The organism is Bradyrhizobium sp. R2.2-H, assembly GCF_004346455.1.
Classification (GTDB): domain Bacteria; phylum Pseudomonadota; class Alphaproteobacteria; order Rhizobiales; family Xanthobacteraceae; genus Bradyrhizobium; species Bradyrhizobium diversitatis.
Genome location: NZ_SMBR01000006.1, coordinates 1 through 26502 on the forward strand (window position 1 = coordinate 1; position 26502 = coordinate 26502).

At 65.0% G+C, this 26502-nt stretch carries 23 protein-coding genes and 1 pseudogene; 13 read left to right on the forward strand and 11 right to left on the reverse strand.

Annotated features, from left to right (window positions below; all coding sequences use genetic code 11):
- The 7 genes and pseudogenes from EDE08_RS39120 to ku all read right to left on the reverse strand — a co-directional run.
- Positions 1-422 (reverse strand): annotated as a pseudogene (locus EDE08_RS39120) (IS110 family transposase); the annotation flags it as partial.
- 371 nt (positions 423-793) lie between these two features.
- Positions 794-2389 carry an MBL fold metallo-hydrolase gene (locus EDE08_RS16765; protein ID WP_131870236.1) on the reverse strand — a complete coding sequence of 532 codons (1596 nt, stop codon included), beginning with the start codon at positions 2387-2389 and terminating at the stop codon, positions 794-796.
- Entirely contained in the window at positions 2386-3306 is a 921-nt protein-coding gene (locus tag EDE08_RS16770; RefSeq protein ID WP_131870235.1) for a ribose-phosphate pyrophosphokinase, read from the reverse strand. Before EDE08_RS16770 ends, EDE08_RS16765 begins: the two co-directional genes overlap by 4 nt.
- Positions 3303-4844 (reverse strand): thymidine phosphorylase family protein, encoded by a 1542-nt coding sequence (locus EDE08_RS16775; protein WP_131870264.1) that lies wholly within the window; start codon positions 4842-4844, stop codon positions 3303-3305. Before EDE08_RS16775 ends, EDE08_RS16770 begins: the two co-directional genes overlap by 4 nt.
- A gap of 141 nt (positions 4845-4985) precedes the next feature.
- Entirely contained in the window at positions 4986-5150 is a 165-nt protein-coding gene (locus tag EDE08_RS16780) for a Flp family type IVb pilin (RefSeq protein ID WP_028177856.1), read from the reverse strand.
- A 289-nt stretch (positions 5151-5439) separates the two neighbouring features.
- Positions 5440-5676 carry a hypothetical protein gene (locus EDE08_RS16785; protein ID WP_061877979.1) on the reverse strand — a complete coding sequence of 79 codons (237 nt, stop codon included), beginning with the start codon at positions 5674-5676 and terminating at the stop codon, positions 5440-5442.
- A 60-nt stretch (positions 5677-5736) separates the two neighbouring features.
- Positions 5737-6717 (reverse strand): non-homologous end joining protein Ku, encoded by a 981-nt coding sequence (ku, locus tag EDE08_RS16790; protein ID WP_131870234.1) that lies wholly within the window; start codon positions 6715-6717, stop codon positions 5737-5739.
- A gap of 231 nt (positions 6718-6948) precedes the next feature.
- Here ku and EDE08_RS38470 point away from each other — a divergent pair, with 231 nt between their 5' ends.
- From EDE08_RS38470 to EDE08_RS16850, 13 genes are all read left to right on the forward strand, one after another.
- Positions 6949-7104: a hypothetical protein gene (locus tag EDE08_RS38470; protein WP_162832009.1), complete on the forward strand. Its 156-nt coding sequence runs from the start codon at positions 6949-6951 to the stop codon at positions 7102-7104.
- A 226-nt stretch (positions 7105-7330) separates the two neighbouring features.
- Positions 7331-8005, forward strand: a complete 675-nt coding sequence (locus EDE08_RS16795) for a response regulator transcription factor (RefSeq protein ID WP_011085905.1) — start codon at positions 7331-7333, stop codon at positions 8003-8005.
- Positions 8006-8103: 98 nt separating this feature from the next.
- Positions 8104-9480, forward strand: a complete 1377-nt coding sequence (locus EDE08_RS16800) for an ATP-binding protein (RefSeq protein WP_131870233.1) — start codon at positions 8104-8106, stop codon at positions 9478-9480.
- 160 nt (positions 9481-9640) lie between these two features.
- Positions 9641-11041 (forward strand): hypothetical protein, encoded by a 1401-nt coding sequence (locus EDE08_RS16805; RefSeq protein ID WP_165935981.1) that lies wholly within the window; start codon positions 9641-9643, stop codon positions 11039-11041.
- 98 nt (positions 11042-11139) lie between these two features.
- The gene (locus EDE08_RS16810; protein WP_028177861.1) at positions 11140-11409 is read left to right on the forward strand and encodes a hypothetical protein; all 270 of its coding nucleotides are present in this window, start codon (positions 11140-11142) and stop codon (positions 11407-11409) included.
- Between the two features lie 130 nt (positions 11410-11539).
- Positions 11540-12643 (forward strand): c-type cytochrome biogenesis protein CcmI, encoded by a 1104-nt coding sequence (ccmI, locus tag EDE08_RS16815; protein ID WP_131870231.1) that lies wholly within the window; start codon positions 11540-11542, stop codon positions 12641-12643.
- A 37-nt stretch (positions 12644-12680) separates the two neighbouring features.
- Positions 12681-13190: a cytochrome c maturation protein CcmE gene (ccmE, locus tag EDE08_RS16820; protein WP_131870230.1), complete on the forward strand. Its 510-nt coding sequence runs from the start codon at positions 12681-12683 to the stop codon at positions 13188-13190.
- Positions 13187-15169: a heme lyase CcmF/NrfE family subunit gene (locus tag EDE08_RS16825; protein WP_131870229.1), complete on the forward strand. Its 1983-nt coding sequence runs from the start codon at positions 13187-13189 to the stop codon at positions 15167-15169. Before ccmE ends, EDE08_RS16825 begins: the two co-directional genes overlap by 4 nt.
- 4 nt (positions 15170-15173) lie before the next feature.
- Positions 15174-15656 carry a cytochrome c-type biogenesis protein gene (locus EDE08_RS16830; protein ID WP_131870228.1) on the forward strand — a complete coding sequence of 161 codons (483 nt, stop codon included), beginning with the start codon at positions 15174-15176 and terminating at the stop codon, positions 15654-15656.
- A 113-nt stretch (positions 15657-15769) separates the two neighbouring features.
- Positions 15770-17113, forward strand: a complete 1344-nt coding sequence (locus EDE08_RS16835; protein WP_131870227.1) for a methyl-accepting chemotaxis protein — start codon at positions 15770-15772, stop codon at positions 17111-17113.
- A gap of 220 nt (positions 17114-17333) precedes the next feature.
- The gene (locus EDE08_RS16840; RefSeq protein WP_131870226.1) at positions 17334-18911 is read left to right on the forward strand and encodes a Do family serine endopeptidase; all 1578 of its coding nucleotides are present in this window, start codon (positions 17334-17336) and stop codon (positions 18909-18911) included.
- A 275-nt stretch (positions 18912-19186) separates the two neighbouring features.
- Positions 19187-19867 (forward strand): response regulator transcription factor, encoded by a 681-nt coding sequence (locus EDE08_RS16845; protein WP_035676010.1) that lies wholly within the window; start codon positions 19187-19189, stop codon positions 19865-19867.
- 762 nt (positions 19868-20629) lie between these two features.
- Entirely contained in the window at positions 20630-21808 is a 1179-nt protein-coding gene (locus tag EDE08_RS16850; RefSeq protein ID WP_131870225.1) for a calcium-binding protein, read from the forward strand.
- Between the two features lie 121 nt (positions 21809-21929).
- On the opposite strand, the gene EDE08_RS16855 is transcribed toward EDE08_RS16850, so the two are convergent.
- The 4 genes from EDE08_RS16855 to EDE08_RS16870 all read right to left on the reverse strand — a co-directional run bounded on the left by EDE08_RS16855 (position 21930) and on the right by EDE08_RS16870 (position 26498).
- Positions 21930-22577, reverse strand: coding sequence for a helix-turn-helix domain-containing protein (locus EDE08_RS16855; protein WP_131870224.1), 648 nt, complete (start codon positions 22575-22577; stop codon positions 21930-21932).
- Positions 22578-22679: 102 nt separating this feature from the next.
- The gene (locus EDE08_RS16860; RefSeq protein WP_165935982.1) at positions 22680-23255 is read right to left on the reverse strand and encodes a sarcosine oxidase subunit gamma; all 576 of its coding nucleotides are present in this window, start codon (positions 23253-23255) and stop codon (positions 22680-22682) included.
- Entirely contained in the window at positions 23248-26232 is a 2985-nt protein-coding gene (locus tag EDE08_RS16865) for a sarcosine oxidase subunit alpha family protein (RefSeq protein WP_131870222.1), read from the reverse strand. Before EDE08_RS16865 ends, EDE08_RS16860 begins: the two co-directional genes overlap by 8 nt.
- Positions 26229-26498 (reverse strand): sarcosine oxidase subunit delta, encoded by a 270-nt coding sequence (locus EDE08_RS16870; RefSeq protein WP_131870221.1) that lies wholly within the window; start codon positions 26496-26498, stop codon positions 26229-26231. Before EDE08_RS16870 ends, EDE08_RS16865 begins: the two co-directional genes overlap by 4 nt.
- Positions 26499-26502 lie beyond the last annotated feature (4 nt).

Genomic DNA, 26502 nt, shown 5'->3' on the forward strand with positions numbered 1-26502 from the left:
ACCTCGCCGCGCTTGTAGGCCAGAAGCGTCCGCAACAGCGTCTCGCCGTCCAGTCTGTCCGTCTTGGCTCGCCGGCGCCGACGCGGCGTCGCAATCGAGGCTGGATCGACCACGTGGCTCTCGATACCTTCCTGTTGCAGCGCTCGGTGAAGCCAGAACCCATCCAGTCCCGCCTCCTGGATCGTGATGATCGGATAGCTCTCGCCCGTTCGCGCCTGCGCCTTGCCCCTCAGCTCCGCGAGCAGCTTCAGCAGTACCGCAAGATCGCCCGCCTTGACGCTATGTTTGGACATCTTCTCGCCCTTGCCCGGCGACAGCGAGGTCACCAGCCATGTCGAACGGCTCAGTTCCAATGACACAAAAATTGCGCCAATCTGCGTTCGGATAGCGGCCGGTCCGTCGGAAGGATGATCGAGCAACATCGATTGTCTCCAGGTTGAATGGATGCAACCTCAGTCTGGCCTCAGACCTGCTCGCTATCCACTACCCCATGGAATCTTCGTCGCAGGGGCTCCTCGCAATGACGATTTCGAGCAGCGCCCGCAATTCCATCTCCGTCACCCAGAGGCGCTCGCCTCTTCGGCGAGCCTCGAAGGGCGACGGCCCCGCTGGCGCCGCGCGCGGCTGCATCTCGGCCGCGCATCCTTCGAGGCTCCCGATGGGACGCTCCGCGCCCCATCGCTCGCGCCTCAGGATGACGGAATTGATCGATGCGCTTGGCGAGCTATCGCCGCTCCCCGCAACGACTGAAGTTGGAGTGACGCTGATGCCGAAGGCGACGGACGATCGCCCACTACGCCATCCCCTCCAGCGCGCGGCGCAGCCTTCGGATGATGACGCCGCGGGCGCGGTCGTCGGCGGCGGCTGCGACACGATCGTTGATGTCGAGCACGAGCTCGGACATCTCGTTGTGCCAGTCGAGACGGGTCACGGCCTCCGGCGCGAGCCGCCGGCGATGATCCACGTCGAGCACGCGCGGTTCGGGGGCGGCGAGCTCATAGATATCGTCCAGGATCGGCTGGTAGACCCTGGCCGCGGGAATGATGCGTTCGGCCACGCGCTCGGCGAGCCCTGCAATCGCGCCTTCCTCGCCGTGGACCAGGAACAGCCCGCGGGCGATCGGGCGTCGCGCCGCGATCCAGCTGGCCATGCCGGCCCCGTCGGCATGGCCCGAATATTCGTCGATCATGCGGATGCGGGCCGCGACCTTGATCTCCTCGCCCTGGATCCGCACGGCCTTGGTCCCGTTCTGGAGGAAGCGGCCGAGCGTGCCATTGGCCTGGAAGCCGGCGAGAAGCACGGTCGCGCGCTGGTTCCAGAGCCAGCGCTTCAGGTGATGGCGGATGCGGCCGGCGTCGCACATGCCGCTCGCGGCGATGATGATGTGGAATCCGGACAGGCGCATGATCGCCTTGCTCTCGTCCACGGTTTCGGTGAATTTGAGATGCGGCGAGTTGAGCAGGCGGGTGGCGTCGACGGATGGGTCGAGGCTCTCGGAATGCCGGCGGAACACTTCGGTCGCGCGGATCGCGAGCGGCGAGTCGAGGAAGATCGGTGCGGTCGGAATCCCGCCATGCTCCATCAGGTCGACGAGATCGACGATCAGCTCCTGGGTGCGCTCGACCGCAAAGGCGGGAATCAGCAGCGCGCCGCCGGCCGCCGCGGCGTCGCGCACCTCGGCGGCGAGGTGCTTGCGGCGGAGTGCGGGTGTCGTGGCCTCGCGCAACCGGTCGCCATAGGTCGATTCCGAGATGACGTAATCGAAATCGGTCGGCGCTTCGGGATCAGGCTGGAGCAGCTTGGCCTCCGGCCCGACGTCGCCGGAGAGCAGCACGCGCAGCGGACGCGGCGAACCTTGCTCGGCGATTTCGAGCTCGATCGAGGCGGAGCCGAGCAAATGTCCCGCGTTCCAGTAGCGCGCGCGGACGCCCGGGATCACGTCGGTCCAGCGTTCATAGTCGACGGGGCGAAACGATTGCAGCGATGCGATCGCATCGGCCTGCGTGTAGATCGGCTGCACCTCCTTGCGCCCGCGCGAGGCGTTGCGCCGGTTGAGCTGGGTGACTTCCGATTCCTGGATGCTGCCGGCGTCGGGCAGCATGTAGGAGCAGAGATCGATCGTGCCGCGCGTCGCCAGGATCGGCCCCTCGAATCCCGCGCGCACGAGTTTCGGCAGCAATCCGCTGTGGTCGATGTGAGCATGCGTGAGCAGCACGGCATCGATATCGGCGGGGCGAAACGGAAAGGCGCCGTAGTTGAGCTCCTTCAACGTCTTCTGGCCCTGGAACAGCCCGTAATCGACCAGGAAGCGGCCCGTCGCGGTCTGGAACAGATAGCTCGACCCGGTCACGGTGCGGGCGGCGCCGCAAAATCGAACGGTGATGCTCATGTCGTCGTCTCCGGAAGATGTGTCGCGGCCAGTTCGGACCGCAAGGCGGCCGCGAGAATCTCGTCGAGCGAGATCGCATTGGTCGGATGCGGCACGCTGTCGGTCGAACGGATCGACCGTATGCCGGCCTCTGTGAATGCGGCGATCATTGCGGGTGGAAACAGCGCGTGCGTCACGACCGCATCGACGACCGTCGCCCCCATTGCTCTCAGCGCCTTCGCTGCGGCCGTCAACGTCGTCCCGGAGGAGACGATGTCATCCACCATGAGCGCCGGTCGTCCCGCGATCAGGGCAGGATCGGCAAAGCTGACGGCGACGGAACGATCGCCGTGCCGCGTCTTGCGCGCCACAGTGTGCTGCAATCGTAATCGGCTCGCGACATCGTTCACCCAGGGCTCGGACTCCATGTCGGGCCCGATCACGACGGTCGCAGGATCGATGCCGCCAGCCGCCAGCGCCTTCGCGATCGCAGGCATGGCGGACAGGTTCTCGGCTTCGATACCAGGAAACACCGACCTGATGTCGGGAGTGCGGTGCAAATGCGCATCGACGGTGACGACGCGGTCCACGGTCGTTGCAAGCAGATTGCCCATGGCGCGCTGGCTGATGGCCTCGCCCGCATGAAATGCCGCGTCCTGCCGCATGTAACAGAGATAGGGCGCGACCAGGACAAGCCGCTTCGCGCCGCCACGTCGCAGGGCCTCCGCAGCGAAGAGCAGGGTGATCAGCTTGTCGTTGGGTTGATCGAGCGGGGCATAGAGGATCGTGGTGTCGCTCGCCGGCGCGACTGCAACGCGCAGTTCTCCGTCCGGAAAGCGGTGCACGGCGATCTCGCCGCAGGTAAGCCCAAGCCGCGCCGCGAGCCGCTTCGCCGCATCGGCGCCGCACGGCAATGTCTGGAGCGCGATCGTGCTCACGGCGCCGTCGTGCCCTGCAGGGCTTCGTGACCATTGACGAGGTAACCGGTCTCTTCGGCGGCGGCATCGGCGACCAGATCATGCTCGGGATGGTCGAAAGTGTAGACGCGATAGAGTGGCTCGCCCTGCTCGACGCGATCGCCGATCTTCTTGAACAGGCGGATGCCGGCGCCCTTGTCGAGCGGCGCGCCGGCGGTGCGGGCGAGGCGGTTCAGGCGCAGGCAGTCGATGGCGGACACGATGCCGTCATGCATCGCCTTGACGTCGAAGCTGAGCGGTCCCAGCTCGTTGCTGCATGTCGACGGACCCTGTGCGTCGATGATCTTCTGCATCTGCTTCAGCGCCGCGCCGCTGTCGAGTAGTTCGCGCGCCCGGGCATAGCCCGCGCCGCCGCGCAGCTTCGGGTCGTATTCCAGGAGATGGGCGGCGAGCCGGAGCGATTTCTCGCGCAGATCGCGCGGCGCGCCCGGCTCGTTGCCGAGCACCGCCATGACGTCGTTGGCTTCGAGCACGGGGCCGATGCCGTTGCCGATCGGCTGGCTTCCGTCGGTCGTGATCACCTCGACCGAGCGGCCGAAACGGTCGCCGACGAATTCGAACAGCTTGCGCAGCCGCATGGCCTCGACTCCGCCGCTGACCTTCGCGGTCGGCCCGACCGGAATGTCGATCAGCAGATGGGTCGAGCCTGCCGCGATCTTCTTGGACATGATGGAGGCGACCATCTGCTCGCGGGTATCGAGGCTCAGGGGGCGCTCGACCGAGATCAGGACGTCGTCGGCCGGCGACAGGTTCACGTGCCCGCCCCAGATCAGGCAGCCGTTGCAGGAAGAGACGATCGCCTTCATCTCCTCGACGCCGATATTCACCCGCGCCAGCACCTCCATCGTGTCGGCGGTGCCGGCGGGCGAGGTAATGGCGCGCGAGGAGGTCTTCGGGATCGGCAGGCCATGGGCGGCGACGATCGGCACCACGACCATCGATGTGCGATTGCCGGGGATGCCCCCGATGCAGTGCTTGTCGACGACGACCGGGTTCGGCCAGACCAATTGCGTGCCGGCCTGCGCCATTGCCCCTGTGAGGGCGAGAAGCTCGTCGCTGGTGATGAAGCTCGCCGAACCGATCAGGAAGGCGGCGATCTCCATGTCGGAGTAGCGGTAATGCGCGAGGTCCCTGATGATCGCGCCGATCTCGGCCTGGCTCAAGGTCCGTCCGCGGATCTTCGCGCGCACCGCTTCCAGGCTCTCCGGAGGCGAGGCAGGCCTGACCGTGACCGGCGTGCCGACGGCTTCCGCAAAGCGCCGGAACGCAGGTTCGGAGAGGCCGATCTCGTCCGAAGCCGCCAGCGTATCGTCATCCGTGATCAGCAGCGTCGCCAGCAGAACCTTGTCGCCCCGACGAAGCTCGACGCGGCTGAAGCCGCGGAAGATCTCCGCGCGCAGCGCCTTCGAGTGCCGGGAGACGACGACGACGTTTTCGCGGCCGGTATCGAGGCGGACGCGGCGGATCTTCAGTTGGGAGTGCGGAAGGTCTGGATGCATGGACAGGCCGGCAGCAGGGAGTTGGGCCTCCATGCTTAAGCGTCGCCGTTCCGGCGCTGTTGACCCAGATCATGGCCCGCGGGTCGGGGGAGACATGGGGCGAGGGGCGTGGCGCGCCGTTACGCAGGCCAGGGCCAGCCGTTACTTCATCGCCGAGCTGATCGAGTTGAACTTGTTGTTGAGCAGCGCGCCGCCCGTGTTGTTCACGACGGTCACGATTGCCAGAGCGATGCCGGCGGCGATCAGGCAATACTCGATGGCGGTTGCGCCATTCTCATCGGCAAGGAAAGACCTCAGCAGACGCATTGCCAGCTCCTGTTCATCCGATCCAATGCATGGTCGCGTCCTAATCGGACTCGTAAATCGATCGAATATGTCTTTGTGCGCGCCGGAAGAATTGGGCCCGCGCGATCGCGACCCCGCTCATACGACGGCATTCATTAAATTAAGGTTCCGTCGATCCGTCCAAATGGTTTCAAATCGGCAGCCCAGGGGTTGCACCGGCCCGGTGCCCGTCAAGGCGTGATCGTGCAGCCGCTTAACCGATTGTTGAGCCTGTTCGTCAACGGACCGGCAGGGACATCTCCATCGCGCCTCATCCGCTCCGGCCGTCCGCATTCAGCGCCCGCAGCATGGCGATGCGGGCGAACATCACCCAGCCGCCGCCCGTCTCGGCGGCATTGATCAAGGTCTCGATGGCGGTCTGCCAATGCGCCTCGTGCTGGGCGTCATCGGGCAGCTGCATGATGTAGTCCGCCGCATCCTGAAGCGTCAGCAGCTTGCGCTTGTTGCCCACGCGAACGGGATCGTCGAACGCCGTCGACCAGGGCATGTCAGGCCGGCCGATCGGCGGGGAGAGACATCACGGCGCGATTCGCGGGGCGTGATGCTGCTAGCCGGCCTTCTTCGCCCGCGCCGATGTCCGCACCGGCTTGTCGGCCGCCTTCTTCGGCGTGGTCGCAGCCTTCGCCGCAGCTTCCTTGCCACCCTTGCCTGATATCGGCAGCAGCATCTCGCGCTGGCCCTTGACGCGCTTCTTCGGCCTCTTGCCCTTGGCGGTCTCCTTGGCGACCTTCGCCGCGGGAGCAGCGTCCTTCTCGTTCGCGATGCTCTTCTTCAGCGCGTCCATCAGATTGATGACATTGCCGCCGGTCTTCGGTGCGGCCTTCGCGGTGATCGGCATGCCGCTGCGCTTCTTGTTGATGAGATCGATCAGGGCGGTCTCGTAATGGTCCTCGAACAGCTCGGGCTCGAACGCGCCGGACTTCTTCTCGACGATGTGTTTTGCGAGATCGAGCATGTCCTTGGTGAGCTTCACGTCCTGGATGTCGTCGAAATATTCCTTTTCGCTGCGGACCTCGTAGGGGTAGCGCAGCAGCGTGCCCATCAGCCCGCTGTCGAGCGGCTCCAGCGCAATGATATGCTCGCGGTTGGTCAGCACCACGCGGCCGATCGCGACCTTGTCCATGCTGCGGATGGTCTCGCGGATCACCGCGTAGGCATCGTGGCCGACCTTGCCGTCCGGTACGAGGTAGTAGGGGCGGATCAGATAGCGGTTGTCGATGTCGGCCTTGGGCACGAACTCGTCGATCTCGATCGTGTGGGTGGAGTCGAGCGCGATCTCGTCCAGCTCGTCCTTGGTGACCTCGATATAGGTGTCGGTGTCGACCTTGTAGCCCTTGACGATGTCCTCGGAGGTCACCTCGTCGCCGGTCTCGGCGTCGACCTTGAGGTATTTGATCCGGTGGCCGGTCTTGCGGTTGATCTGGTTGAACGAGACCTTCTCGGTATCCGAGGTGGCCGGATAGAGCGCGACCGGGCAGGTCACGAGCGACAGACGCAGAAAACCCTTCCAATTGGCGCGGGGGGCCATGGGCTACTCCAGACGCAACAGAGGACAAGCGCCAAGGATAACATCGCCAAGGTGCGAATCATAGCAACCGCCGGCGCGGAATCTTGCAACGGCGTTAATCGCCGCCTGCGCCGTATTGCCGGACGGGCCCACGGTCCGGAACATCGCCCGAGATCACGCGTTGCCCCGGGCACTTCATAACCGCGAGGAAGTCGCGGTCATCGCAAGCGACAGCCACAGATTGAGGTCACCATGGCAACCACGCGAGAGCAGAACCGCATCGTGGAAACTCCGACCGAGGCGCGCCAGGGCGAGCCCGGGCCTTCGGTGGCGGCGCTGCTCGCCATCTCGACCGGGCTTGCGATCCTGATCCTCGCCGTCGTCTGGTTCGTCTTCTTCCGGACCTGACCGCCGGATCCGGACGCCGGCTCGCCGCGCGACGCGGCACATTGCGCCCGCCATGCCCCGGCTCGTCCCGCGGCATGGCGGGCGCAGTCGCATTGGCTTGCGACAGGCTCTATATGACCAAAAAGTAACGTAGGCCGGTTCCCTGCGTTCATACTCAGTTCACGCCGGAATTGCTCATCTCTGGCAGTGTTCATGCAGCCTGTTCTTGCAGCCTTTGGAGAGAAGCGTGCGCCTGCTCGTTGTTGAGGACGACCCCGATCTCAATCGCCAGCTCACCAAGGCGCTGACCGACGCCGGCTACGTCGTCGATCGGGCCTTCGACGGGGAGGAGGGGCATTATCTGGGCGACAATGAGCCCTATGACGCCGTGGTGCTCGACATCGGCCTGCCGAAGAAGGACGGCATCTCGGTGCTGGAGGCCTGGCGCCGCAACGGCCGCACCATGCCGGTCCTGATCCTCACCGCACGCGACCGCTGGAGCGACAAGGTGCAGGGCTTCGATGCCGGCGCTGACGACTATGTCGCCAAGCCGTTCCACCTCGAGGAGGTGCTGGCGCGCATCCGCGCCCTGCTGCGTCGTTCGACCGGCCACGCCCAGAGCGAACTCAGCTGTGGTCCCGTCACGCTCGACACCCGGACCGGCCGGGTCAGCGTGTCAGGCAATCCCGTCAAGATGACCTCGCACGAATATCGGCTTCTGGCCTATCTGATGCACCATTCCGGGCGGGTGGTCTCGCGCACCGAGCTGGTCGAGCATCTCTACGACCAGGATTTCGACCGCGACTCCAACACCATCGAGGTCTTCGTCGGCCGCATCCGCAAGAAGCTCGACGTCGACATCATCCAGACCGTCCGCGGCCTAGGCTATCTCCTGACCCCGCCGCCAGCGCCGGGGGCTTGAGGCCGAGCGGTCCGGGCTTGACGGCCGCCCTGACACGGGCCTTGGTCGGACCATGACCTCCGACGACCTGACTTCCAGCCTCTGCCCGGACCGTTCCGATGGCCGCTAGCTCACTTGCGAACCGACTGTTCCTGTCGGCGACCGCCTGGCTCGTGGTGATCCTGGCCATCACGGGCGTGGTGCTGTCGTCGGTCTACAAGAACGCCACCGAGCGCGCCTTCGACCGCCGGCTCAATCTTTATCTGCGCACCCTCATCGCCGAGGTCGCGACCCCCGACGAGCCTCCGGACCGCCAGTTCCAGTCGCTGGGCGAGCCCCTGTTCGAGCTGCCGTTGTCAGGCTGGTATTGGCAGATCACGCGCACCGACACCGAAAAGCCGGAGGTGCGCTCCTCGCGCTCGCTCTGGGACAAGAAGCTGCCGAAGCTGGAAGACGAGGGCGCCGAGCTCACTGCCGCCGGCATCAGGCTCGCCTATGTCGACGGGCCGGAAGGGCAGAATCTGCGCATGGTGGAACGGCCGGTCGATCTCGGCGCCGACGGCAAATATCTCGTCAGCGTCGCCGGGGACGACACCGAGATATTCGACGAGACGCGAAGCTTCGACTACTATCTCGGCGGCACTTTCACCGCGCTCGGCATCGTGCTGCTGCTGACGACCGTGTTCCAGGTCCGCTTCGGTCTCGCACCGCTCAAGCGCATCTCGGAGTCGATCGCCGACATCCGCTCCGGCCGGGCGGAACGGCTCGAGGGTGAATTCCCGGTCGAGATCGCGCCGCTGGCGCGCGAGACCAACGCGCTGATCGATGCCAATCGCGAGATCGTCGAGCGCGCGCGCACCCATGTCGGCAATCTCGCCCACGCGATCAAGACGCCGCTCTCGGTCATCGTCAACGAGGCCGGCGCCCACCTGGCCGATCCATTCGCGGCCAAGGTGATGGAGCAGGCGGACCTGATGCGCGACCAGGTCGCCCATCATCTCGAGCGTGCGCGCATCGCGGCGCGGGTCTCGGTGGTTGCGACCGTGACGGAGGTGGCGCCTGCCATCGAGGCGCTGCGGCGGACCATGGAGAAGATCCATCGCGATCGTGGCATCGTCGTCGAGGCCAGGACCGATCCGTCGGCAAAATTTCGCGGCGAGCGGCAGGATCTGGAAGAGATGGTCGGCAATCTCGTCGACAATGCCTGCAAATGGGCGGCCTCGCGCGTTTTGATCGAGGTGCTGGTCGAGGCGCCGCACCAGGCGGGTGCGGGTCCGCGCCTGCGGATCATTGTCGATGACGACGGCCGGGGCCTGTCGGAAGCGGAACGCGCGCAGGTCTCCAGGCGCGGCCAGCGGCTCGACGAGTCCAAGCCCGGATCGGGACTGGGCCTCTCCATCGTGGTCGATCTCGCCGCGCTCTATGGCGGCAGCCTTTCGCTCGGCGCTGCGCCGACCGGCGGCCTGCGTGCCGAATTGGTCCTTCCGGGACTCTAGTTCCTTGTTTCGACGTTGTTTTTCGTCTTCGTTGATCCCCCTCTGGTGAAAACCGCGGGCATTCGGACCCACTTCCTAAACGGCTTCTTAAGTGGGGCGTCCTATGATCGCGCCCGGACGCATCCCATGTCCGCCATTTTACCGTGCATTACCCGGGCGCATGAGCCAGACATCGATCGAGCGGCTGAGGGAATATCTCGCGCAGCTCCCGCCGCAGGCGCAGGCCCTGCTGATGCGAGAGTTCGAGCGCGCGCTGGAGCGCGGCCAGGATACGGCTGTCGCGACCCTGGTGCTCGAGCAGCTGCGCAACATCGTCCGCAAGTCCGAAGCCGATGAAGCCGCGCCGCCACGCACGGACGATCTGTCGCGGTTGCTGTTCCAGGTGCTGGAACCGTTCCTGGTCGAGGCGGGCACGCCGATCCGGGTTGGCCAGATTCGCCGCTCCTCGCTCCAGCCGATCTGGCAGTGGCTCGGCCGTGACGGCGCACCGGACAAGGTGAACGAATTCGAGGCGCTGCTGTCGCGCCTGCCGGCCGACAATGCAGGGCAGGTCGAAGCCCTGGCCTTGAGGCTCCAGGCGGTGGCCGCGGATGCGATCTTCGAGCTGACGGGACCTGGCGGAGGCGACAAGTCGCGCGCTTTGGCCCGCGTCGGCCCGCCGAACGTGATCGAGGATCTCTATTCCGTTGGTGCGATACTCCAGGTCCGCGAGGCCATCGCCACCGTGAACGAGCGGCTGCCGCGCTTCCTGCGCGCCTTCGGCGATCCCCAGATCGCCTCGGTGACGTCGGCGCTCAACATTCCCGCGCTTCAGACGCCGCCGATGCTGCCCTTCGCGCTCTCGATGGTCGTGCAGCGGATGACCGCCCCCTGGCAGATCATCCGCCTCGCCATCAAGATTGCCGCGTCCGACGACGAGATACGGGTCGCGGCAACCCCTTATGGCGTTGCCGTCACGATCGCGCTGCATGATTTGTCCTGCGTGGCCGCGATCCTTCGCATGGACATCAAGCGCGGCCATTTCGACAACGTCGCCGACAATCTCAAGACGCTGCACGACGGCGTGCGCGGCCTGCGCACCGAGCTCGACCTGCGCAACGATTCCGCTTGGGGCAAGCAGTTGACGTCGATCCGCGCCGACATTTCCAATGCGCTGCAGTCCGAGATCGACAGCGTTCCAGGCCGCGTTCGCCGCATCCTGCGCCAGCGCCCCGAGAAGGACATTCCGCCGGGCGCGAGGGTCGACAGCACAGAGGTGGAGGAAGCGGTGGCGCTGATCGACTTCGTCGCGACCTGCCGCAACTATGCGAGCGAGCTCGCGATCAACGAGGTGACGCTGCGCACCTATTCCGACCTCCAGCAATACGTGGAACGCTCGACCGAGCAGCTGGTGCAGTCGCTGCGTGCCGCCGATCACAAGGTCCGCACCTATCGACAGCAGCAGGTGCAGGCCGCGATCCGCTTTTGCCAGGTGCTGTTCGGCGACGATTACGCCTCGCTGATGAGCCGGGCCGCGGAGAACGCACTCACTGGCGAACGCAAATCGTCGCGTGCGGGCTGATCAAGCGCAAATTTCACTGTCGCAATTTCTGGTTGACCATGCCGCTGGCGCACCGTACGGTCCCCGAGCAAGTTCGGGGAATTTCTATCTGTAGGCGCATGAAACCCGTTATCAGCTCGATCGAGATTGAGAACCGCGTCATCGTTGCCAAGTATCAAAGGCTGATGGTTGGCGCCAAGGTGGTGCTGGTCGAGAAGGCAAGCGATCGGCAACTGCCGGAGACGACCACGAGGGTTGCATCTCGGGTTCCGGTCGGAGCGTTGCGCATCAGATTGCCGGATGCAATCAAGCCGGGAACATACTTTCTGAGGGCCTTCAACGGGCACGGCGAGGACGCGGCGCGAAGCGCGGACTTCGAGATCGGCTAAGCCGTTGGATTTTCAACTCTTCGGGACTGTACGCAGTGCAGCGCTTTGACAATTGTCAATTGCCGCATTGTCCGGCCGTGGTGTAAAGGCACCTATAGGCGCGGTTCGTGCGCTGCCGGAAGCTTGCCAGATGACTCTATGGTTCGTGTTCGCGCTGATGACGGTCGCGGCGATTTTCGCCGTGCTCTGGCCGCTTGGCCGCAGTAGCGCTGCGCAAGATCAGGGCAGCGAGGTCGCGGTCTACAAGGACCAGTTGGCCGAGGTCGAGCGTGACCTCGCCGCAGGACTGATTCCGGCGCCGGAGGCCGAGGCTGCGCGCGTCGAGATCAGCCGCAGGCTGCTTGCGGCGGCAGCCAGCGAGCCCGCAATGGCGCCGAGGTCGAACCTCAAATGGCGCCGTGCGGCGGCCGTGCTGGCGCTCGCCGGCCTGCCGCTCGTTGCGGTCGCCGTCTACATGCCGCTCGGCTCACCCAAGCTTCAGGACTTTCCCCTGGCGCAGCGGGAGCGCGGGTCGGGCATGGCGCAATCGCTCGAGAACCTCGTCGTTCAGGTCGAGCAACATCTGGAGAAGAATCCGACCGACGGGCGTGGCTGGAGCGTGCTCGCGCCGGTTCTGGAGCGGCTCGGCCGCTTCGACGATGCGGTGCGCGCCTATCGCAACTCGCTCACCTACAATGGCGAGAGCGCGGAGCGCCGGTCCGATCTCGGCGAAGCGATCTCGGCTGCCGCCGGCGGCGTGGTGACCGCCGAGGCCAAGGCCGAATTCGAGCGAGCACATGCCTTGAACGCCGACGATCCCAAGGCGAACTACTTCCTGGGTCTTGCCGCCGAGCAGGACGGCCGCAAGGATGATGCGGCCAATATCTGGCGCGCGCTGCTTGCGAAGGCGCCTGCGGATGCGCCGTGGCGTGCCCTGGTGCAGTCCTCGCTGGCGCGGGTCGGTGGCGGCACGATGCCGGCGCTGTCCGATGAGACGATTGCTGCCTCCAAGGACATGGCCGAGGGTGATCGCAACGCGATGGTGCGCGGCATGGTCGATCGTCTGGCCACGCGGCTGAAGCAGAACGGTGACGATGTCGAGGGTTGGCTGCGCCTGGTACGCGCCTATCTCGTGATGGGCGAGCGGGACAAGGCAATGGGCGCTTCGGCCGATGCCCGGCAGGCGGTTGCCGGCAATGCCGAGCGGCTGCGCCAGCTCAACGATGGCCTCAAAACTCTCGGGCTCGACGGTTGATGATGTCGGGGCGAGGCAAGCGGAGAACGGATACGCCATGACGCGCAAGCAGCGACGTATGACCATCATCGGCGGATCGCTCGCCGTGCTCGCGCTCGCGGCCGCGCTGGTGCTCAACGCGCTGCGCGATTCCATCGTGTTCTTCTCGACCCCCACGATGGTCGCCGAGAAGCATATCGAGCCCGGCAAGCGGTTTCGCCTCGGCGGCCTGGTGCAGCCCGGCTCGCTCCAGCGCGGCGATAATCTCGCGGTGACCTTCGAGGTCGCCGACGGCAGTGCCAAGCTGCCGGTCGCCTACAAGGGCATCCTGCCCGACCTGTTCCGCGAAGGGCAGGGCGTGGTCGCCGAAGGTTCGCTCGACTCGAATGGCGTGTTCAAGGCCGATACCGTCCTCGCCAAGCATGACGAGACCTACATGCCCAAGGAGGTCGCCGATGCCCTGAAGAAGCAGGGGCACTGGAAGGACGATTACGGCGGCAAGGCGTCCGAGGGCACCAAGCCTGCGGCCACGACCGCACAGGGCAATCCGCAAGGAGCGATGCGGTGATCGCAGAATCCGGACATTACGCGCTGGTGCTGGCGCTTGGGCTCGCGTTGATTCAGTCCATCGTGCCCCTGATCGGCGCGCGCCTGCGCGATGCCGCCCTGATGAATGTGGCGCGCTCCACGGCGCTGGCGCAGCTCCTGTTCGTCGGTGTGTCGTTCGCAGCGCTCGTGATGCTGCACGTGAATTCGGATTTCTCCGTCGCCAACGTGTACGAGAACTCGCATTCGACAAAGCCGCTGCTCTACAAGATCACGGGCGTGTGGGGGAACCATGAAGGCTCGATGCTGCTGTGGGTGTCGATCCTCGCGTTGTTCGGCGGATTGGTTGCGAGCTTCGGCAACAACCTGCCGCTGTCGCTGCGCGCGCATGTGCTGGCCGTGCAGGCCTGGATCGCCAGCGCCTTCTATCTCTTCATCCTGGTGACATCGAATCCGTTCCTGCGCATCGCCAATCCGCCGATCGAGGGACGCGATCTCAATCCGGTGCTGCAGGACATCGGTCTCGCCGTGCATCCGCCGATGCTCTATCTCGGCTATGTCGGCTTCTCGATCTCGTTCTCATTCGCCATTGCGGCGCTGATGGAGGGACGGATCGACGCCGCCTGGGCGCGCTGGGTGCGGCCCTGGACGCTGGTCGCCTGGATATTCCTGACGCTCGGCATCGCCATGGGCTCGTACTGGGCCTATTACGAGCTCGGCTGGGGCGGCTGGTGGTTCTGGGATCCGGTCGAGAACGCCTCGCTGATGCCGTGGCTCGCCGGCACCGCGCTGCTGCATTCCGCGCTGGTGATGGAGAAGCGCAATGCGCTGAAGGTCTGGACCATCCTGTTGTCGATCCTGACCTTCTCGCTGTCGCTGCTCGGCACCTTCCTGGTGCGCTCGGGCGTCATCACCTCCGTGCATGCCTTCGCCACCGATCCCACCCGCGGCGTGTTCATTCTGCTGATCCTCTGCCTGTTCATCGGCGGCAGCCTTGCGCTGTTCGCGGGCCGCGCCACCTCGTTGAAGCAGGGCGGCCTGTTCGCGCCGATTTCGCGCGAGGGCGCGCTGGTGCTGAACAATCTCTTGCTCACGGTGGCCTGCGCGGTCGTGCTGTTCGGCACGCTCTATCCGCTGGCGATGGAGATGCTCGCCGATTTCAAGATGTCGGTCGGCGCCCCCTTCTACAACCTCACCTTCGCCCCGCTGTTTGCCCTGTTGCTGCTCGCGGTGCCGTTCGGGCCGATGCTGGCGTGGAAGCGCGGCGATCTGCTCGGCGTCATGCAGCGCCTGCTCGCGGCGGGCGTCGCCGGGCTCGTCGTGGTCGCCATCGTCTGGGGCTGGGCAACTAGCGGCAGCACGCTGGCGCCGCTCGCGATCGGGCTCGGCGTCTTCGTCATTGCCGGCGCCGTGACCGACATCGTCGAGCGGACGGGCCTGGTCCGGCTGCCGCTCGCGACGGTGCTGCACCGGGCGCGCGGCCTGCCGCGATCGGCCTGGGGCACGGCGTTTGCGCATGCCGGCCTCGGCGTCGCGCTGATCGGGATCGTCTGCGAGACCACCTGGAACAGCGAATACATTGCGACGATGAAGCCGAACGACGTCGCTCATGTCGCCGGCTACGACCTGAAGCTCGACGGGCTGTTTCAACGCCAGGGCCCGAACTACCGCGAGATGATCGCCGAGTTCAAGATCAGCCGCGATGGCGAGGCGCTCACGGTCATGACGCCGTCGAAGCGCAGCTTCACCACGCGCGGCTCGTCGACGACCGAGGCCGCGCTGCTGACGCGCGGTGCGAGCCAGCTCTACGTCTCGCTCGGCGACGCCACCGCCGAAGGCGCTATCGCCGTGCGCATCTATTACAAGCCGATGGTGCTGCTGATCTGGTGGGGGCCGGTGCTGATGGCGTTCGGCGGCGTACTCTCGCTCTCCGACCGTCGTCTGCGCGTCGGCGCGCCGAAGCCGGCGCGAGCCAAGCAGCGCCTCCAGCCCGCGGAATGATCCTATGCGCCGCATGATGGCCGCGTTCGTCGCGTTGATGCTGCTGGCGTTGCCTGCGGCCCACGCCGTCCAGCCCGACGAGATCATGTCGGACCCCGCCAAGGAATCGCGCGCGCGGGAGCTGTCGCGCGAGTTGCGTTGCATGGTCTGTCAGAACCAGTCGATCGACGATTCCGACGCCCCGCTGGCACGCGACCTGCGGCTCCTGGTGCGCGAGCGCATCGCCGCCGGCGACAGCAATTCCCAGGTGCTCGACTTCCTGGTGGCGCGCTACGGCGAGTTCGTGCTGCTGAAACCGCGCTTCGAACGGCAGAATCTCCTGCTGTGGCTGCTCGGGCCGGTGCTGCTGATCGGCGGAGCCCTGGCGCTGTGGCTGCAGATCCGGCGCCGCGCGCGAAGCGGTGCAGACGTACCGGCGCCGCCGCTCACGCCCGAGGAGGAGGCGCGGCTCGCCGCGTTGATGTCGGACGATGCCAAATCTTCCTGACGTCCGACCACAAAATGGAACGGAGGCTGCGGCCGCTGCCGCGCGCTTCATGCTATTTTGACCTTTGTCTGGAAGCTTGTCGCGAGATCGATTCCAGCCTCCGAGTCCTCCCGATGTTCGCGAACAGCAATCTGACGATCCGCTTCCTGGTCGGTGCCGTCGTCGCTGCGTTATTGTTCCTGCTGGGCATCGGCGGCGGCACCGGCTTCATCGCGGTGCTCTATCTCAACAACGAGATCACCAGCCTGTCCTCGGACTTCGCCTCGCTGAGCGGCCCCGTGCGCGACCATGCCATGCAGATCTACCAGCAGGCGCAGACCGCGTTCTCCTGGTTCCTGGTCGCCTGCGGCGTGATCGCTGTCCTCGCCGCCGCGATCTGCCTCACCACCTGGTTCGCCGTGCGCAACGGCATCCTCACCCCCTTGGCGGCGATCGTGCATGCCATGCGCGAGGTGGCCGACCAGAAATTCGAGACCGCCGTTCCCGGGCTCGGACTCGCCAACGAGATCGGCCTGCTCGCCGGGGCGCTGGAGGTGTTCAAGACCAACGGCCTCGAGCGGCGCCGCCTCTCCGAGCAGCAGCTACACGAAGCACGGCATCAGGCCGAGCGATCGAAATTCCTGGACGATCGGATCAGGCGTTTCAACGATCTCGTCGCCAGCGTTGTCGACAGTGTGGCGTCATCGGCCGTCCATCTGAAGACCAATGCCGAGACGCTGTCGCGGACGGCCAACGACACCAGCACCAAAGCCAATGCGGTCGCGAGCGCCGCGAATCAGGCCAGCACCAGCGTGCAGACGGTCGCGGGCTCTGCCGAGGAGATGACGAACTCGATCGGCACGATCAGCCGCCGCGTCACGGACGCGACCCAGCGCGCCGAGGGCGCGGCGTCGCAGGCGGAGAAGAGCCGCGATACCATCCACACGCTGTCGGATGCCGCCGACAAGATCGGCGAGGTCGTCCAGCTCGTGCAAGCGATCGCATCGCAGACCAATCTCCTGGCGCTCAATGCCACCATCGAGGCGGCGCGGGCAGGGGAGGCCGGCAAGGGGTTTGCCGTAGTCGCATCCGAGGTGAAGAATCTCGCCCATCAGACCAGCAAGGCGACGGAGGAGATCACCTCCCATGTCGCCAGCATCCAGGGCATCACCGCAGAGACCCGCGGCGCGATCGACGGCATCTCCAAGACGCTGTCGGAGATTTCGTCCATCATGTCCGGGATCGAGGTCGACACCGCCCAGCAGCGCAACGCGACGCAGGAGATCACGCGCAGTGCCCAGGATGCTGCGCGCGGCACCCTCGACGTCTCCAACCATATCGTCCAGATCACCTCGACCTCCGCGGAGACCGGCCGGATGGCCGCCGATGCGCGTGATTCGGCGGTTGACCTGTCGCAGCAGGCCGAGACCCTGAAGCGCGAAGTCGACGAGTTCATCGTCAGCGTCAGGGCGAGTTGAGAGCGCCAAATATCGCGCTCAGGCGCAGTTCCAGAAATTCGGTTAAGTTCCTGTAAGACCACGATTTTCGGCGTGCGCCGAACTGCCGCATCCACGCCCCCCTTCATTACGAAAGTTTAACCCCGCCGCCAGCGCACGGTAAGGCGCGAGCCCCCATGTTCAGGTTCGTAAGGTGCCGGCATCCCGCACCAAAGGAATTCAAGGCCCTGGAGATTTCTGCATGACCGAACGTCCCGACCTTTCGAACCTTCCGTCGTACCGGCAGCCGCGCCGGTCGGTGTTCTCTGCGCGCAAGCTCGCGCTGATGGCCTCGGTCGTCGCCGGCCTCGGCGCGGCTGTCTACGGCTTCAGCCCTTCGACCTCGCCGGCGGACCTGTTCTCGAGCCCGGCGCATGCGCAGGTCAACAACGAGGTTCGCCAGGTCGAGCGTCCGGTCGGCTTTGCCGATATCGTCGAGCGGGTGAAGCCGTCGGTGATCTCGGTGAAGGTCAACATCAAGGAGAAGATCGCGAGCAACGATGACGGAGATGATTCCACCTCGCCGTTCCAGCCGGGTTCGCCGATGGAGCGCTTCTTCCGCCGCTTCGGCGGTCCGGACGGTTTCCCGGGCATGAAGGGTGGTCGTGGCCGCGTCGTGCAGGGCCAGGGTTCCGGCTTCTTCATCTCGGCCGACGGCTATGCCGTGACCAACAACCACGTGGTCGACGGCGCCGACAAGGTCGAGGTCACCACCGATGACGGCAAGACCTACACCGCCAAGGTGATCGGCACCGACCAGCGCACCGACCTCGCCTTGATCAAGGTCGAGGGCGGGTCGAACTTCCCGTTCGCCAAGCTCGCGGACAGCAAGCCGCGGATCGGCGACTGGGTACTTGCGGTCGGCAATCCCTTCGGCCTCGGTGGCACCGTGACCGCGGGCATCGTTTCGGCCAGCGGCCGCGATATCGGCAACGGTCCGTATGACGATTTCATCCAGATCGACGCGCCCGTGAACAAGGGCAATTCCGGCGGTCCGGCCTTCGATACCAACGGCGAGGTGATGGGCGTCAACACCGCGATCTATTCGCCGTCCGGCGGCAGCGTCGGCATCGCGTTCTCGATTCCGGCCAACACCGTCAAGAGCGTGGTCGCGCAGCTGAAGGACAAGGGCTCGGTCAGCCGCGGCTGGATCGGCGTACAGATCCAGCCCGTGACCTCCGACATCGCCGACAGCCTCGGCATGAAGAAGGCCGAAGGCGCGCTGGTGGCGGAACCGCAGGCCAACGGTCCGGCCGCCAAGGCGGGCATCGAGTCCGGCGACGTGATCACGGCGGTCAACGGTGAATCCGTCAAGGACGCCCGTGAGCTCGCCCGCACCATCGGCGGCATGGCGCCCGGCGCGACCGTGAAGCTCAACGTGCTCCACAAGGGTCAGGACAAGGTCGTGAACCTCACCCTCGGCCAGCTGCCGAACACGGTCGAGGCCAAGGCCGACTCCGACAAGGACAGCGGCAAGGGTGCCAATCGTGGCACCGACGTGCCCAAGCTCGGCATGACCGTGGCCCCCGCCAATTCGGTGGCCGGCGCCGGCAAGGAAGGCGTCGTGGTCACCGAGGTCGATCCGAAGAGCGCCGCGGCCGAACGCGGCTTCAAGGAAGGCGACGTGATCCTCGAAGTCGGCGGCAAGAGCGTGGCCACCGCGGGCGAAGTCCGTGATGCCATCAACGCAGCGCGGACCGACAACAAGAACAGCGTCCTGATGCGCGTGAAGAGCGGCGGCCAGTCGCGCTTCGTCGCGGTGCCCCTCGCCAAGGGCTGAGGCTTTCAGGAGGCCTACGAGATGAAGGGTATCGCCGGCATCAGTCGCCCCCGCCGCCCGTGCCCTTCGGGGAAGCAGCGCAACGCTGGCTTCCCCTGTCTACCTTCCGGTGGAATTACGCCCCCCTCCGTCGGAAGGCCTAGGGCGGTGAGGTCCCCCCAGCTTCACCGCCCGCCTTTTTCCTGCTTCGAGACTCTCCCGCCCGGCTTGCATGCCGTTGCCGCTCGCGCCATGTTTAGAGAAGGTTGACCTCCTTGACCGCCGCCGAACGCACGATGCGCCTCCTCATCATCGAAGACGACCGCGAATCCGCCGACTACCTCGCCAAGGCGTTTCGCGAAGTCGGACACATTGCCGACCACGCCGCTGACGGCGAGGAAGGCCTCGCCATGGCCGAAAGCGGCGATTACGACGTGCTTGTGGTCGATCGCATGCTGCCCAAGCGCGACGGCCTGTCGCTGATCGGCGCACTGCGCGACAAGGGCAACACGACGCCGGTGCTGATTCTCTCCGCGCTCGGGCAGGTCGACGACCGCATCAAGGGCCTGCGTGCCGGCGGCGACGATTATCTGCCGAAGCCCTATTCTTTCGCCGAACTCCTGGCCCGTGTCGAAGTGCTGTCGCGCCGCCGCGGCGGCCCGGCCGAGGACACGCTCTACCGCGTCGGCGACCTCGAGCTCGACCGGCTGTCGCATCGCGTCGCCCGCGGCAAGGACGAGCTGACGCTCCAGCCGCGCGAGTTCCGCCTGCTCGAATATCTGATGAAACACGCCGGCCAGGTGGTGACGCGCACCATGCTGCTCGAGAACGTCTGGGATTATCATTTCGATCCGCAGACCAACGTGATCGACGTGCACATTTCGCGGCTCCGCTCCAAGATCGACAAGGGTTTCGAGCGCCCGCTGCTGCACACGATCCGCGGCGCCGGATACATGATCCGTGACGGGATCAGATAAGCTGCGTGGATTGTTTCACTTATTCAAACGTCATGATTCTAGGTTGCCGGATTTTTACCACATCCTCCAGCCGTCAGTGCAAAGAAAGCCCCGCCTAAGCGGGGCTTTCTACATTCGGCTTTCGCGTATCAGGAAGGGCTTTCAGCCAGATTCTCAGATCGTCCGGCAAGATCATCGTGCGCCTCCCGTGCTTCTTGGCTGAGACGACCGGAGCCGATTGCCCTCACGAATGGCTGTCAACCCGATCCCAGTAAGCGCGCTTGCCTCCTCGGGTGACACCGAGAGTCTTTCCGAGAGTGGTACTTGGGCGGCGTACTGCAAAACTTCGTGGCGCGACGTGCACACTACGAGATCAAACAAAACCTTTTTAGCTACGCAGCACAGATTTCGAGCGGGTCTGAGAATCGCTCTGAGTGGTTTCTCGTGAAGCACTTGCTGGTTTGTGTACTCACTAAGCGGCTGGCCACTCATGTCCGCTCGGCCTCTAACAGCGGCAGCAAAGCAGACGTCTTCTGAGATCGCTGAAGGGCCACAAGCGTCGGTCTAGCGCTCCACTGCAAACGTCCGGTCTCAACATGCCCTCTGTTCCTGGCGATATGAGGAATGATAGATGCCGCGCGGCGGTCGCAATCATGTCCAGTTCTCGGCGAATCTCGGTCATCAACCCGAGGTAGCTTTGGCCGTCCGAGCGAAATGCTCGTGTTTCGCGAGGGAGACCCCCGCATCTTCACGTTCTCTTCCGCCTTTGAAATTGGAGTTGCCATGCGCCGTCTGCCCAACGACACGATCACGCTGACCATTCCGCAGCTCAGCTTTGAAACCCTGTTCGGAGATCCTGAGTTCCCGGCCAACGCGCATGGCGGCAACGATACCATCACGGTGAACGTCGACGGCCTGACGTACATCAATCTCGTGGGCGATGCCGCAGCCCTGCTGGATCATTCCCGGGGCGGCAACGATACACTCACGGTCAGCATCGCGGGCGAGAACAACACCGTCATCGTCGACGGTGATGCTCAATCCATGTCCGGCCATTCCAAAGGCGGCAACGACACGGTGACCGGCGACAGCACGGGCTCGGTACGCAACGGCTTCACACTTTATGGCGACGCCGAGGGTGCCATGTCTGACCACGTGCAGGGCGGCAACGACACCGTCACCGGCGTGTTCGGCGGCCGGTCATTGAACACACTGGTCGGCGATGGCGGAACCATGTCCGGGGACACCCATGGCGGCAACGACACGCTGGTCGCTCTCCAGACCGGACAGACCGGCTCGGCAGTTCTGTACGGCGATGCGTTCGGCCTGACCGATCACGCGCACGGCGGCAATGACAACCTCATCTTCACGATCGGAGACGAAGCCCAGACTGGAGGTGGGAACTTATACGGCGATGCGGGTGGGCTCTCAGGTGATGCACGTGGTGGGAACGATACCCTCACGATTGTCGATCTCCATGGCAATCTTCACTTCTATTCCTTCCTGCTGATTGGCGATGTCGATTCCATGTCCGGTAACGCGCAGGGGGGCAACGATGTCCTCGCGGGCGGATCGTACGTCGACATGTTGATGGGCGACGCGCGGACCTACGATCCAGCGGCCCCAGGTTCGATCACAGGCGGCAGGGACATCCTGAACGGCAAAGGCGGCAATGACGAGATGTGGGGCGGACCGAACAGCGACATCTTCGCGTTCGAAAAGGGCTCGGGCCAGGACCTGATCCATGACTTCAATCAAGGCAATACGATCGTCGGCAGCGCGGCGGTCGAGCACGATCTGATCGACGTGCAAGACTACGGCTTTGCGGATTGGGCTGCACTGAAGAGCCTGATCAGCGACGACGCCTCGGGCAATGCCGTGGTTCACCTGACGGTCAGCGATACGATAACGCTGCAGGGCGTCCGAACGGCGGACCTGCATGTGACGGACTTCATCGTCTAGTGCGATGTCAATTGCTGGCGATGGCGGTTGCCGGATCAACTCCATCGACGAACAAGCCAACCGGCAGCTGCAGGAGAGTTTGCTGATGCCGCCGCTTGCTGGGGAAGCATGTTGGCGAAGATCACCCGCGCGGATACACGATGATAGACAGATACGTCATGGGCAGCTTGACGAGCCTCTCGGGACCGTGCAACGCGCCGGAATCAAACAGGATGGAATCGCCGGGCCGCAGACGGTAACTGCTATCGCCGTGCCGATAGTCGACCTCGCCAGTGAGCATGTAGATGAATTCCATGCCGGCGTGCTGGAATGCCGTGAAGGGCTCGGCGTCCTCTTTCAACGTGATCATGTACGGCTCGACGACGACGTCGCCGCCGATGACATGTCCGAGCAATTGATAGACATGCCCCACTTTGGTTCCGCGCCGCTCGATTACGACGCCCTGCTTGGCGCGTACGAATGAACAATCGCGTCGCTCTTCTGAGGCCGCAAACAACAGGCTGAGCGGGACGTTGAGCGCCTTGGCGATCGACTGAAGCGTCGCCAATGACGGAGAAATCTGCCCGTTCTCGATCTTCGACAGCATGCCGGCCGAGATGGACGATGCGGCTGATAGGTCGAGCACCGAGAGATCGCCGTCCCGGCGCAACTTTCGGATCTGGGCGCCCAGGGCGCGTTCGAGGTTGCGGGGATCCTGAGGTGCGTTGGAGCCGGTACGATATTCAGGCGCCTCGCGTGAGACTGTTTTCGAGCTTTTGGCCCTCGCCATCGGATAGGTCCTTTAGATGAGTCCCGGAGCAGAGCCCAGGGCCGGTCGACCAGTACAGCAGGATTGGACGGCACGCAGCTTCGATGCATCGCCGACAGGCGATCAGTTCCGTGCGAACCCGAACTCTGCCAGGCTGTCATCCAGCCAGCGACGGAAACTGTCGACAAGGCTGCGGAAGACTGCAATCTCGAAAACCGGTGTACCTTCCTCCAGATCATCCAGCCGCCAGATGATGGTGCCGAGGTGCGAAACGGCTGTCACGGCGACGGCGCCCGGCGCGAATGCGCGGTCGTGCAGATCGATCGGAAAACCCTTGGCGAGAGCCTGGCGGACCCGCGGCCCGCTGACGCGGTGGATGACATAGCCGTCGGTCTGATCGGTCACCGATGCGGCATCGCCGACAGCCTGCTTCAACGAGACGGAAAATCCATTGCCGCCATCGTCCTGCGTCGCCAGCCAGGTCGCAGGCCCGACGCCGAGAAGGGCGACATTGCCGGATGCGCTGCGGCGCGGACCGGGAACGAGATCGATTCCATAGGCGGTCTTGACGCGCTGTTTCAATTGCTCGTCCGCGCCGCGCCGAACCATGATGGTCGCGCAGCCGAGATCATTGCGTATCGATACGATGACGCCCGGGTTGGAGGACGCCGCAAAGCCATGATGGAGACGATCAGCCACGCAGCCGCGCTCCTTCCGGATCATAGAAGACGGGAGAACATATCTCGGCCTCGAAATCGGCACCTCGCAGCGGGTCGACGACTCGCAGGATCTGTCCCAGGCGCTCCCGGCCGCGTGCCAGCAGAGCCAGCGCAATCCAATGGCCGAGCGTCGGCGAGAATGCCGACGAGGTGACATATCCCTGATCGTTCTCGAGCTTGACGGCTGCACCGGGCGAGAGCAGGTGAGCGCCGTTGCGCAGGCGCTGCCGCCGGTCAATCGGCTTCAACCCGATCACGGCCGGACGGTCCGGATCGACGAGTCCGGGCCGACGCGCAAGCACCTTGCCGATAAAGTCCTTCTTGCCAATCATGCGGCCGAGCCCCAGATCGTGCGCGGTGGTGGTGCCGTTCAGCTCGTTGCCGGCGATGTGTCCCTTCTCGATACGCATCACGCCAAGCGCTTCGGTGCCATATGGAGTGAGGCCGTACCCGGTGCCGGCCTCCATGATGGCGCGGATCGTTTCGTCAGCAAAGCGCGCCGGGACCGCGAGCTCGTAGCCAAGCTCGCCCGAAAAGGAGACGCGGAACAGCCGCGCCGGCCGCCCTCTCCAGCAGAAATCCGCGCAGGCGAGATACGGAAATGCGGCATCGGATAGGTCGATCGCGCCGCCGAGCAGACGATCCAGAAGATCGCGCGCACGCGGTCCGGCAATGGCGAATTGGGCCCATTGCTCGGTGACGGAGACGGCCTGGACGTCGAGCTCGGGCCAGAGTACCTGTCGGGCGTGATCGAGATGCTGCATCACCTTCGCCGCGTTCGCCGTCGTCGTCGACATCACGTAGTGATCGGGCGCAAAGCGGGCGCAGGTTCCGTCATCCATCGCGATGCCGTCCTCGCGCAGCATCAGTCCGTAGCGCACCTTGCCGACGGGCAGGGTGGAGAAGGTGTTGATGTAGATGCGATCGAGGAAGATACCGGCATCCGCGCCCTGGACGTCAATTTTACCCAAGGTCGAGACGTCGCAGACGCCGACGGCGCTGCGCACGGTCTTGACCTCGCGAATCACGGTTGAAAGCCAGTCCGTTTCGCCTGCTCGCGCGAACCATTGCGCGCGCCGCCACGGGCCTGCGTCGACGAAGGTCGCGCCGAGCTGTTCGGCCCAGCGGTGGCTCGGCGCCAGCCGGACCGGGCGGAAATCCTGGCCGCGATGACGGCCGGCGAAGGCGCCGATCGCGACAGGCGTGGCGGGCGGTCGCGCGATGGTGGTGCCGACCTCAGGCATCGGACGATCCGTGAGCGCCGCCATCATGGCGTGACCGATCACGGCTGCCAGCTTGCCCTGGTCGGTGGCCATGCCGAGCGTGGTGTAGCGCTTCAGATGCTCGACCGACGTAAAGCCCTCGCGGGCGGCAAGCGCAATGTCGGCCTGCGTCACGTCGTTCTGGTAGTCGACGAAAGCCTTCGATCGGGATGCTGAGACTTGCCACAGCGGCTGGCCGGAGATGCTCTCGTCGTCGACGACGAAGTCGGGCGGGGCCCCGGCATTGAATCCGGCAGCATCCGCACTGGCCGTCCCGGCAGCCGCCCCTTGCTTCAGCGCGTCCGCCAGCGTGAATGCGCCGCTCGCGGCGCCGATGACGACGAGATTCCGCGGCAGATCGCCGGGCAGGAAGGCCGAGCGTTCCTCGGACCAGCGCGGACGACCGCCGAGATGGGTCGAGAGCGCGAGGTTCGGATTCCAGCCGCCGCTGACCGCAAGCAGGTCGGACTCGATCGCGATGTCGTCGCCCTTATTGGTCCGCACGCGAATTTGGCTGAGACCATGTGCGCCGCGTGTGTCGATGACGTGCGCGCCCTTCAACAGTCTGGCGCCGATCGTCTGGCCGGAGGCGACCAGCGATGGGGAGATCTCGGATCGTGCATCGATAATGGCTTCGACCTTGACTCCGGCACGCGCGAGGTCGAGCGCGGTGCGCCAGCCGTCGTCGCAACTCGTGAACAGGGTCGCCGCCTTGCCCGGTGCCACGCCGTAGCGATTGAGATAGGTGCGCACCGCGGAGGCCAGCATGATTCCGGGACGGTCGTTGCCGCCGAACACGATCGGCCGTTCGATGGCGCCTGCCGCAAGAATGGATCGCTGCGCCACGATCTTCCATAGGCGCTGCCGCGGCTGGTGTGCGGGGGGAACGGGAAGGTGATCGGAAACGCGTTCGAGCGCGCCGAAAGTGCTCCCGTCATAGGCGCCGAAGATTGTGGTCCGCGTCATCATTGTGACGTTCGGAAGTGCGTCCAGCTCTTTGGCGGTGTATTTGGCCCATTCAACGCCTGAGAGGCCGTCGATGGTGTGGACGTCGTTGTTCAGCCGGCCGCCGGGGATGAAGTCATCATCCGCGATGATGACCCGGGCGCCCGCGCGTCCCGCTGCCAGCGCGGCGGCGAGACCGCCGGGGCCACCGCCGATGACCAGCACGTCGCAGAAGGCGTACGCCTTCTCGTACTGGTCGGGATCGGGCTGCAGGCTGGCCCTGCCGAGGCCAGCGGCACGTCGGATCAGAGGCTCATAGACTCGCTCCCAGAACGAAGCGGGCCACATGAAGGTCTTGTAGTAGAAGCCGGCGACAAACAGGGACGACAACAGCGAGTTGACCGCACCGATATCGTGACGCAGCGATGGCCAGCGGTTCTGGCTCCGCGCCTCGAGCCCATCATACAGCTCGACGGTGGTGGCACGTGTATTCGGCTCACGACGTGCGCCGCTCCGCAATTCGACCAGCGCATTCGGCTCCTCGGAGCCGGCGGTCATAATGCCGCGCGGCCGATGATATTTGAACGAGCGGCCGACGATCCTGACGCCGGACGCGAGAAGTGCGGATGCCAGCGTATCGCCCTCAAAGCCGTGATAGCACTTGCCATCGAAGTGGAAGCGCAATGCTCTGCTGCGGTCGATCAGACCGCCGTCGATTCTGTTGGGTCGCGGGGCGCTGATGTCGCTCATGAACGGACCCGGTCGCGGGCAAAGGTCGCTTTGGTGATGTCATGGGTCCTGGTATTGCGCTCGACTTCCAGCCAGCTTCGACAGCCGGACGCGTGATACCAGAGTTCGCGATGCAGTCCGGACGGATTGTCCCGCAGATAGACCGCTTCGAAGAATTGGCGGTCGGCGTCGGGTGCTTCTGCAGCCGGCCGCGGGGCGCCGGCATCGCCAAGATAGGCGAATTCGCTGACGTCGCGATTGCCGCAGAACGGGCAGGGAATGCGCATGCCG

What these genes read in the sequence shown, in the direction of transcription:
- EDE08_RS16765 (WP_131870236.1), bottom strand. Translation starts at nt 2,389, where the DNA reads ATGAGCATCACCGTTCGATTTTGCGGCGCCGCCCGCACCGTGACCGGG.
- EDE08_RS16775 (WP_131870264.1), bottom strand. Translation starts at nt 4,844, where the DNA reads ATGCATCCAGACCTTCCGCACTCCCAACTGAAGATCCGCCGCGTCCGC.
- EDE08_RS16780 (WP_028177856.1), bottom strand. Translation starts at nt 5,150, where the DNA reads ATGCGTCTGCTGAGGTCTTTCCTTGCCGATGAGAATGGCGCAACCGCC.
- EDE08_RS16785 (WP_061877979.1), bottom strand. Translation starts at nt 5,676, where the DNA reads ATGCCCTGGTCGACGGCGTTCGACGATCCCGTTCGCGTGGGCAACAAG.
- ku (WP_131870234.1), bottom strand. Translation starts at nt 6,717, where the DNA reads ATGGCCCCCCGCGCCAATTGGAAGGGTTTTCTGCGTCTGTCGCTCGTG.
- EDE08_RS38470 (WP_162832009.1), top strand. Translation starts at nt 6,949, where the DNA reads ATGGCAACCACGCGAGAGCAGAACCGCATCGTGGAAACTCCGACCGAG.
- EDE08_RS16800 (WP_131870233.1), top strand. Translation starts at nt 8,104, where the DNA reads ATGGCCGCTAGCTCACTTGCGAACCGACTGTTCCTGTCGGCGACCGCC.
- EDE08_RS16805 (WP_165935981.1), top strand. Translation starts at nt 9,641, where the DNA reads ATGAGCCAGACATCGATCGAGCGGCTGAGGGAATATCTCGCGCAGCTC.
- EDE08_RS16810 (WP_028177861.1), top strand. Translation starts at nt 11,140, where the DNA reads ATGAAACCCGTTATCAGCTCGATCGAGATTGAGAACCGCGTCATCGTT.
- ccmI (WP_131870231.1), top strand. Translation starts at nt 11,540, where the DNA reads ATGACTCTATGGTTCGTGTTCGCGCTGATGACGGTCGCGGCGATTTTC.
- ccmE (WP_131870230.1), top strand. Translation starts at nt 12,681, where the DNA reads ATGACGCGCAAGCAGCGACGTATGACCATCATCGGCGGATCGCTCGCC.
- EDE08_RS16830 (WP_131870228.1), top strand. Translation starts at nt 15,174, where the DNA reads ATGCGCCGCATGATGGCCGCGTTCGTCGCGTTGATGCTGCTGGCGTTG.
- EDE08_RS16835 (WP_131870227.1), top strand. Translation starts at nt 15,770, where the DNA reads ATGTTCGCGAACAGCAATCTGACGATCCGCTTCCTGGTCGGTGCCGTC.
- EDE08_RS16840 (WP_131870226.1), top strand. Translation starts at nt 17,334, where the DNA reads ATGACCGAACGTCCCGACCTTTCGAACCTTCCGTCGTACCGGCAGCCG.
- EDE08_RS16845 (WP_035676010.1), top strand. Translation starts at nt 19,187, where the DNA reads ATGCGCCTCCTCATCATCGAAGACGACCGCGAATCCGCCGACTACCTC.
- EDE08_RS16850 (WP_131870225.1), top strand. Translation starts at nt 20,630, where the DNA reads ATGCGCCGTCTGCCCAACGACACGATCACGCTGACCATTCCGCAGCTC.
- EDE08_RS16855 (WP_131870224.1), bottom strand. Translation starts at nt 22,577, where the DNA reads ATGGCGAGGGCCAAAAGCTCGAAAACAGTCTCACGCGAGGCGCCTGAA.
- EDE08_RS16865 (WP_131870222.1), bottom strand. Translation starts at nt 26,232, where the DNA reads ATGAGCGACATCAGCGCCCCGCGACCCAACAGAATCGACGGCGGTCTG.
- EDE08_RS16870 (WP_131870221.1), bottom strand. Translation starts at nt 26,498, where the DNA reads ATGCGCATTCCCTGCCCGTTCTGCGGCAATCGCGACGTCAGCGAATTC.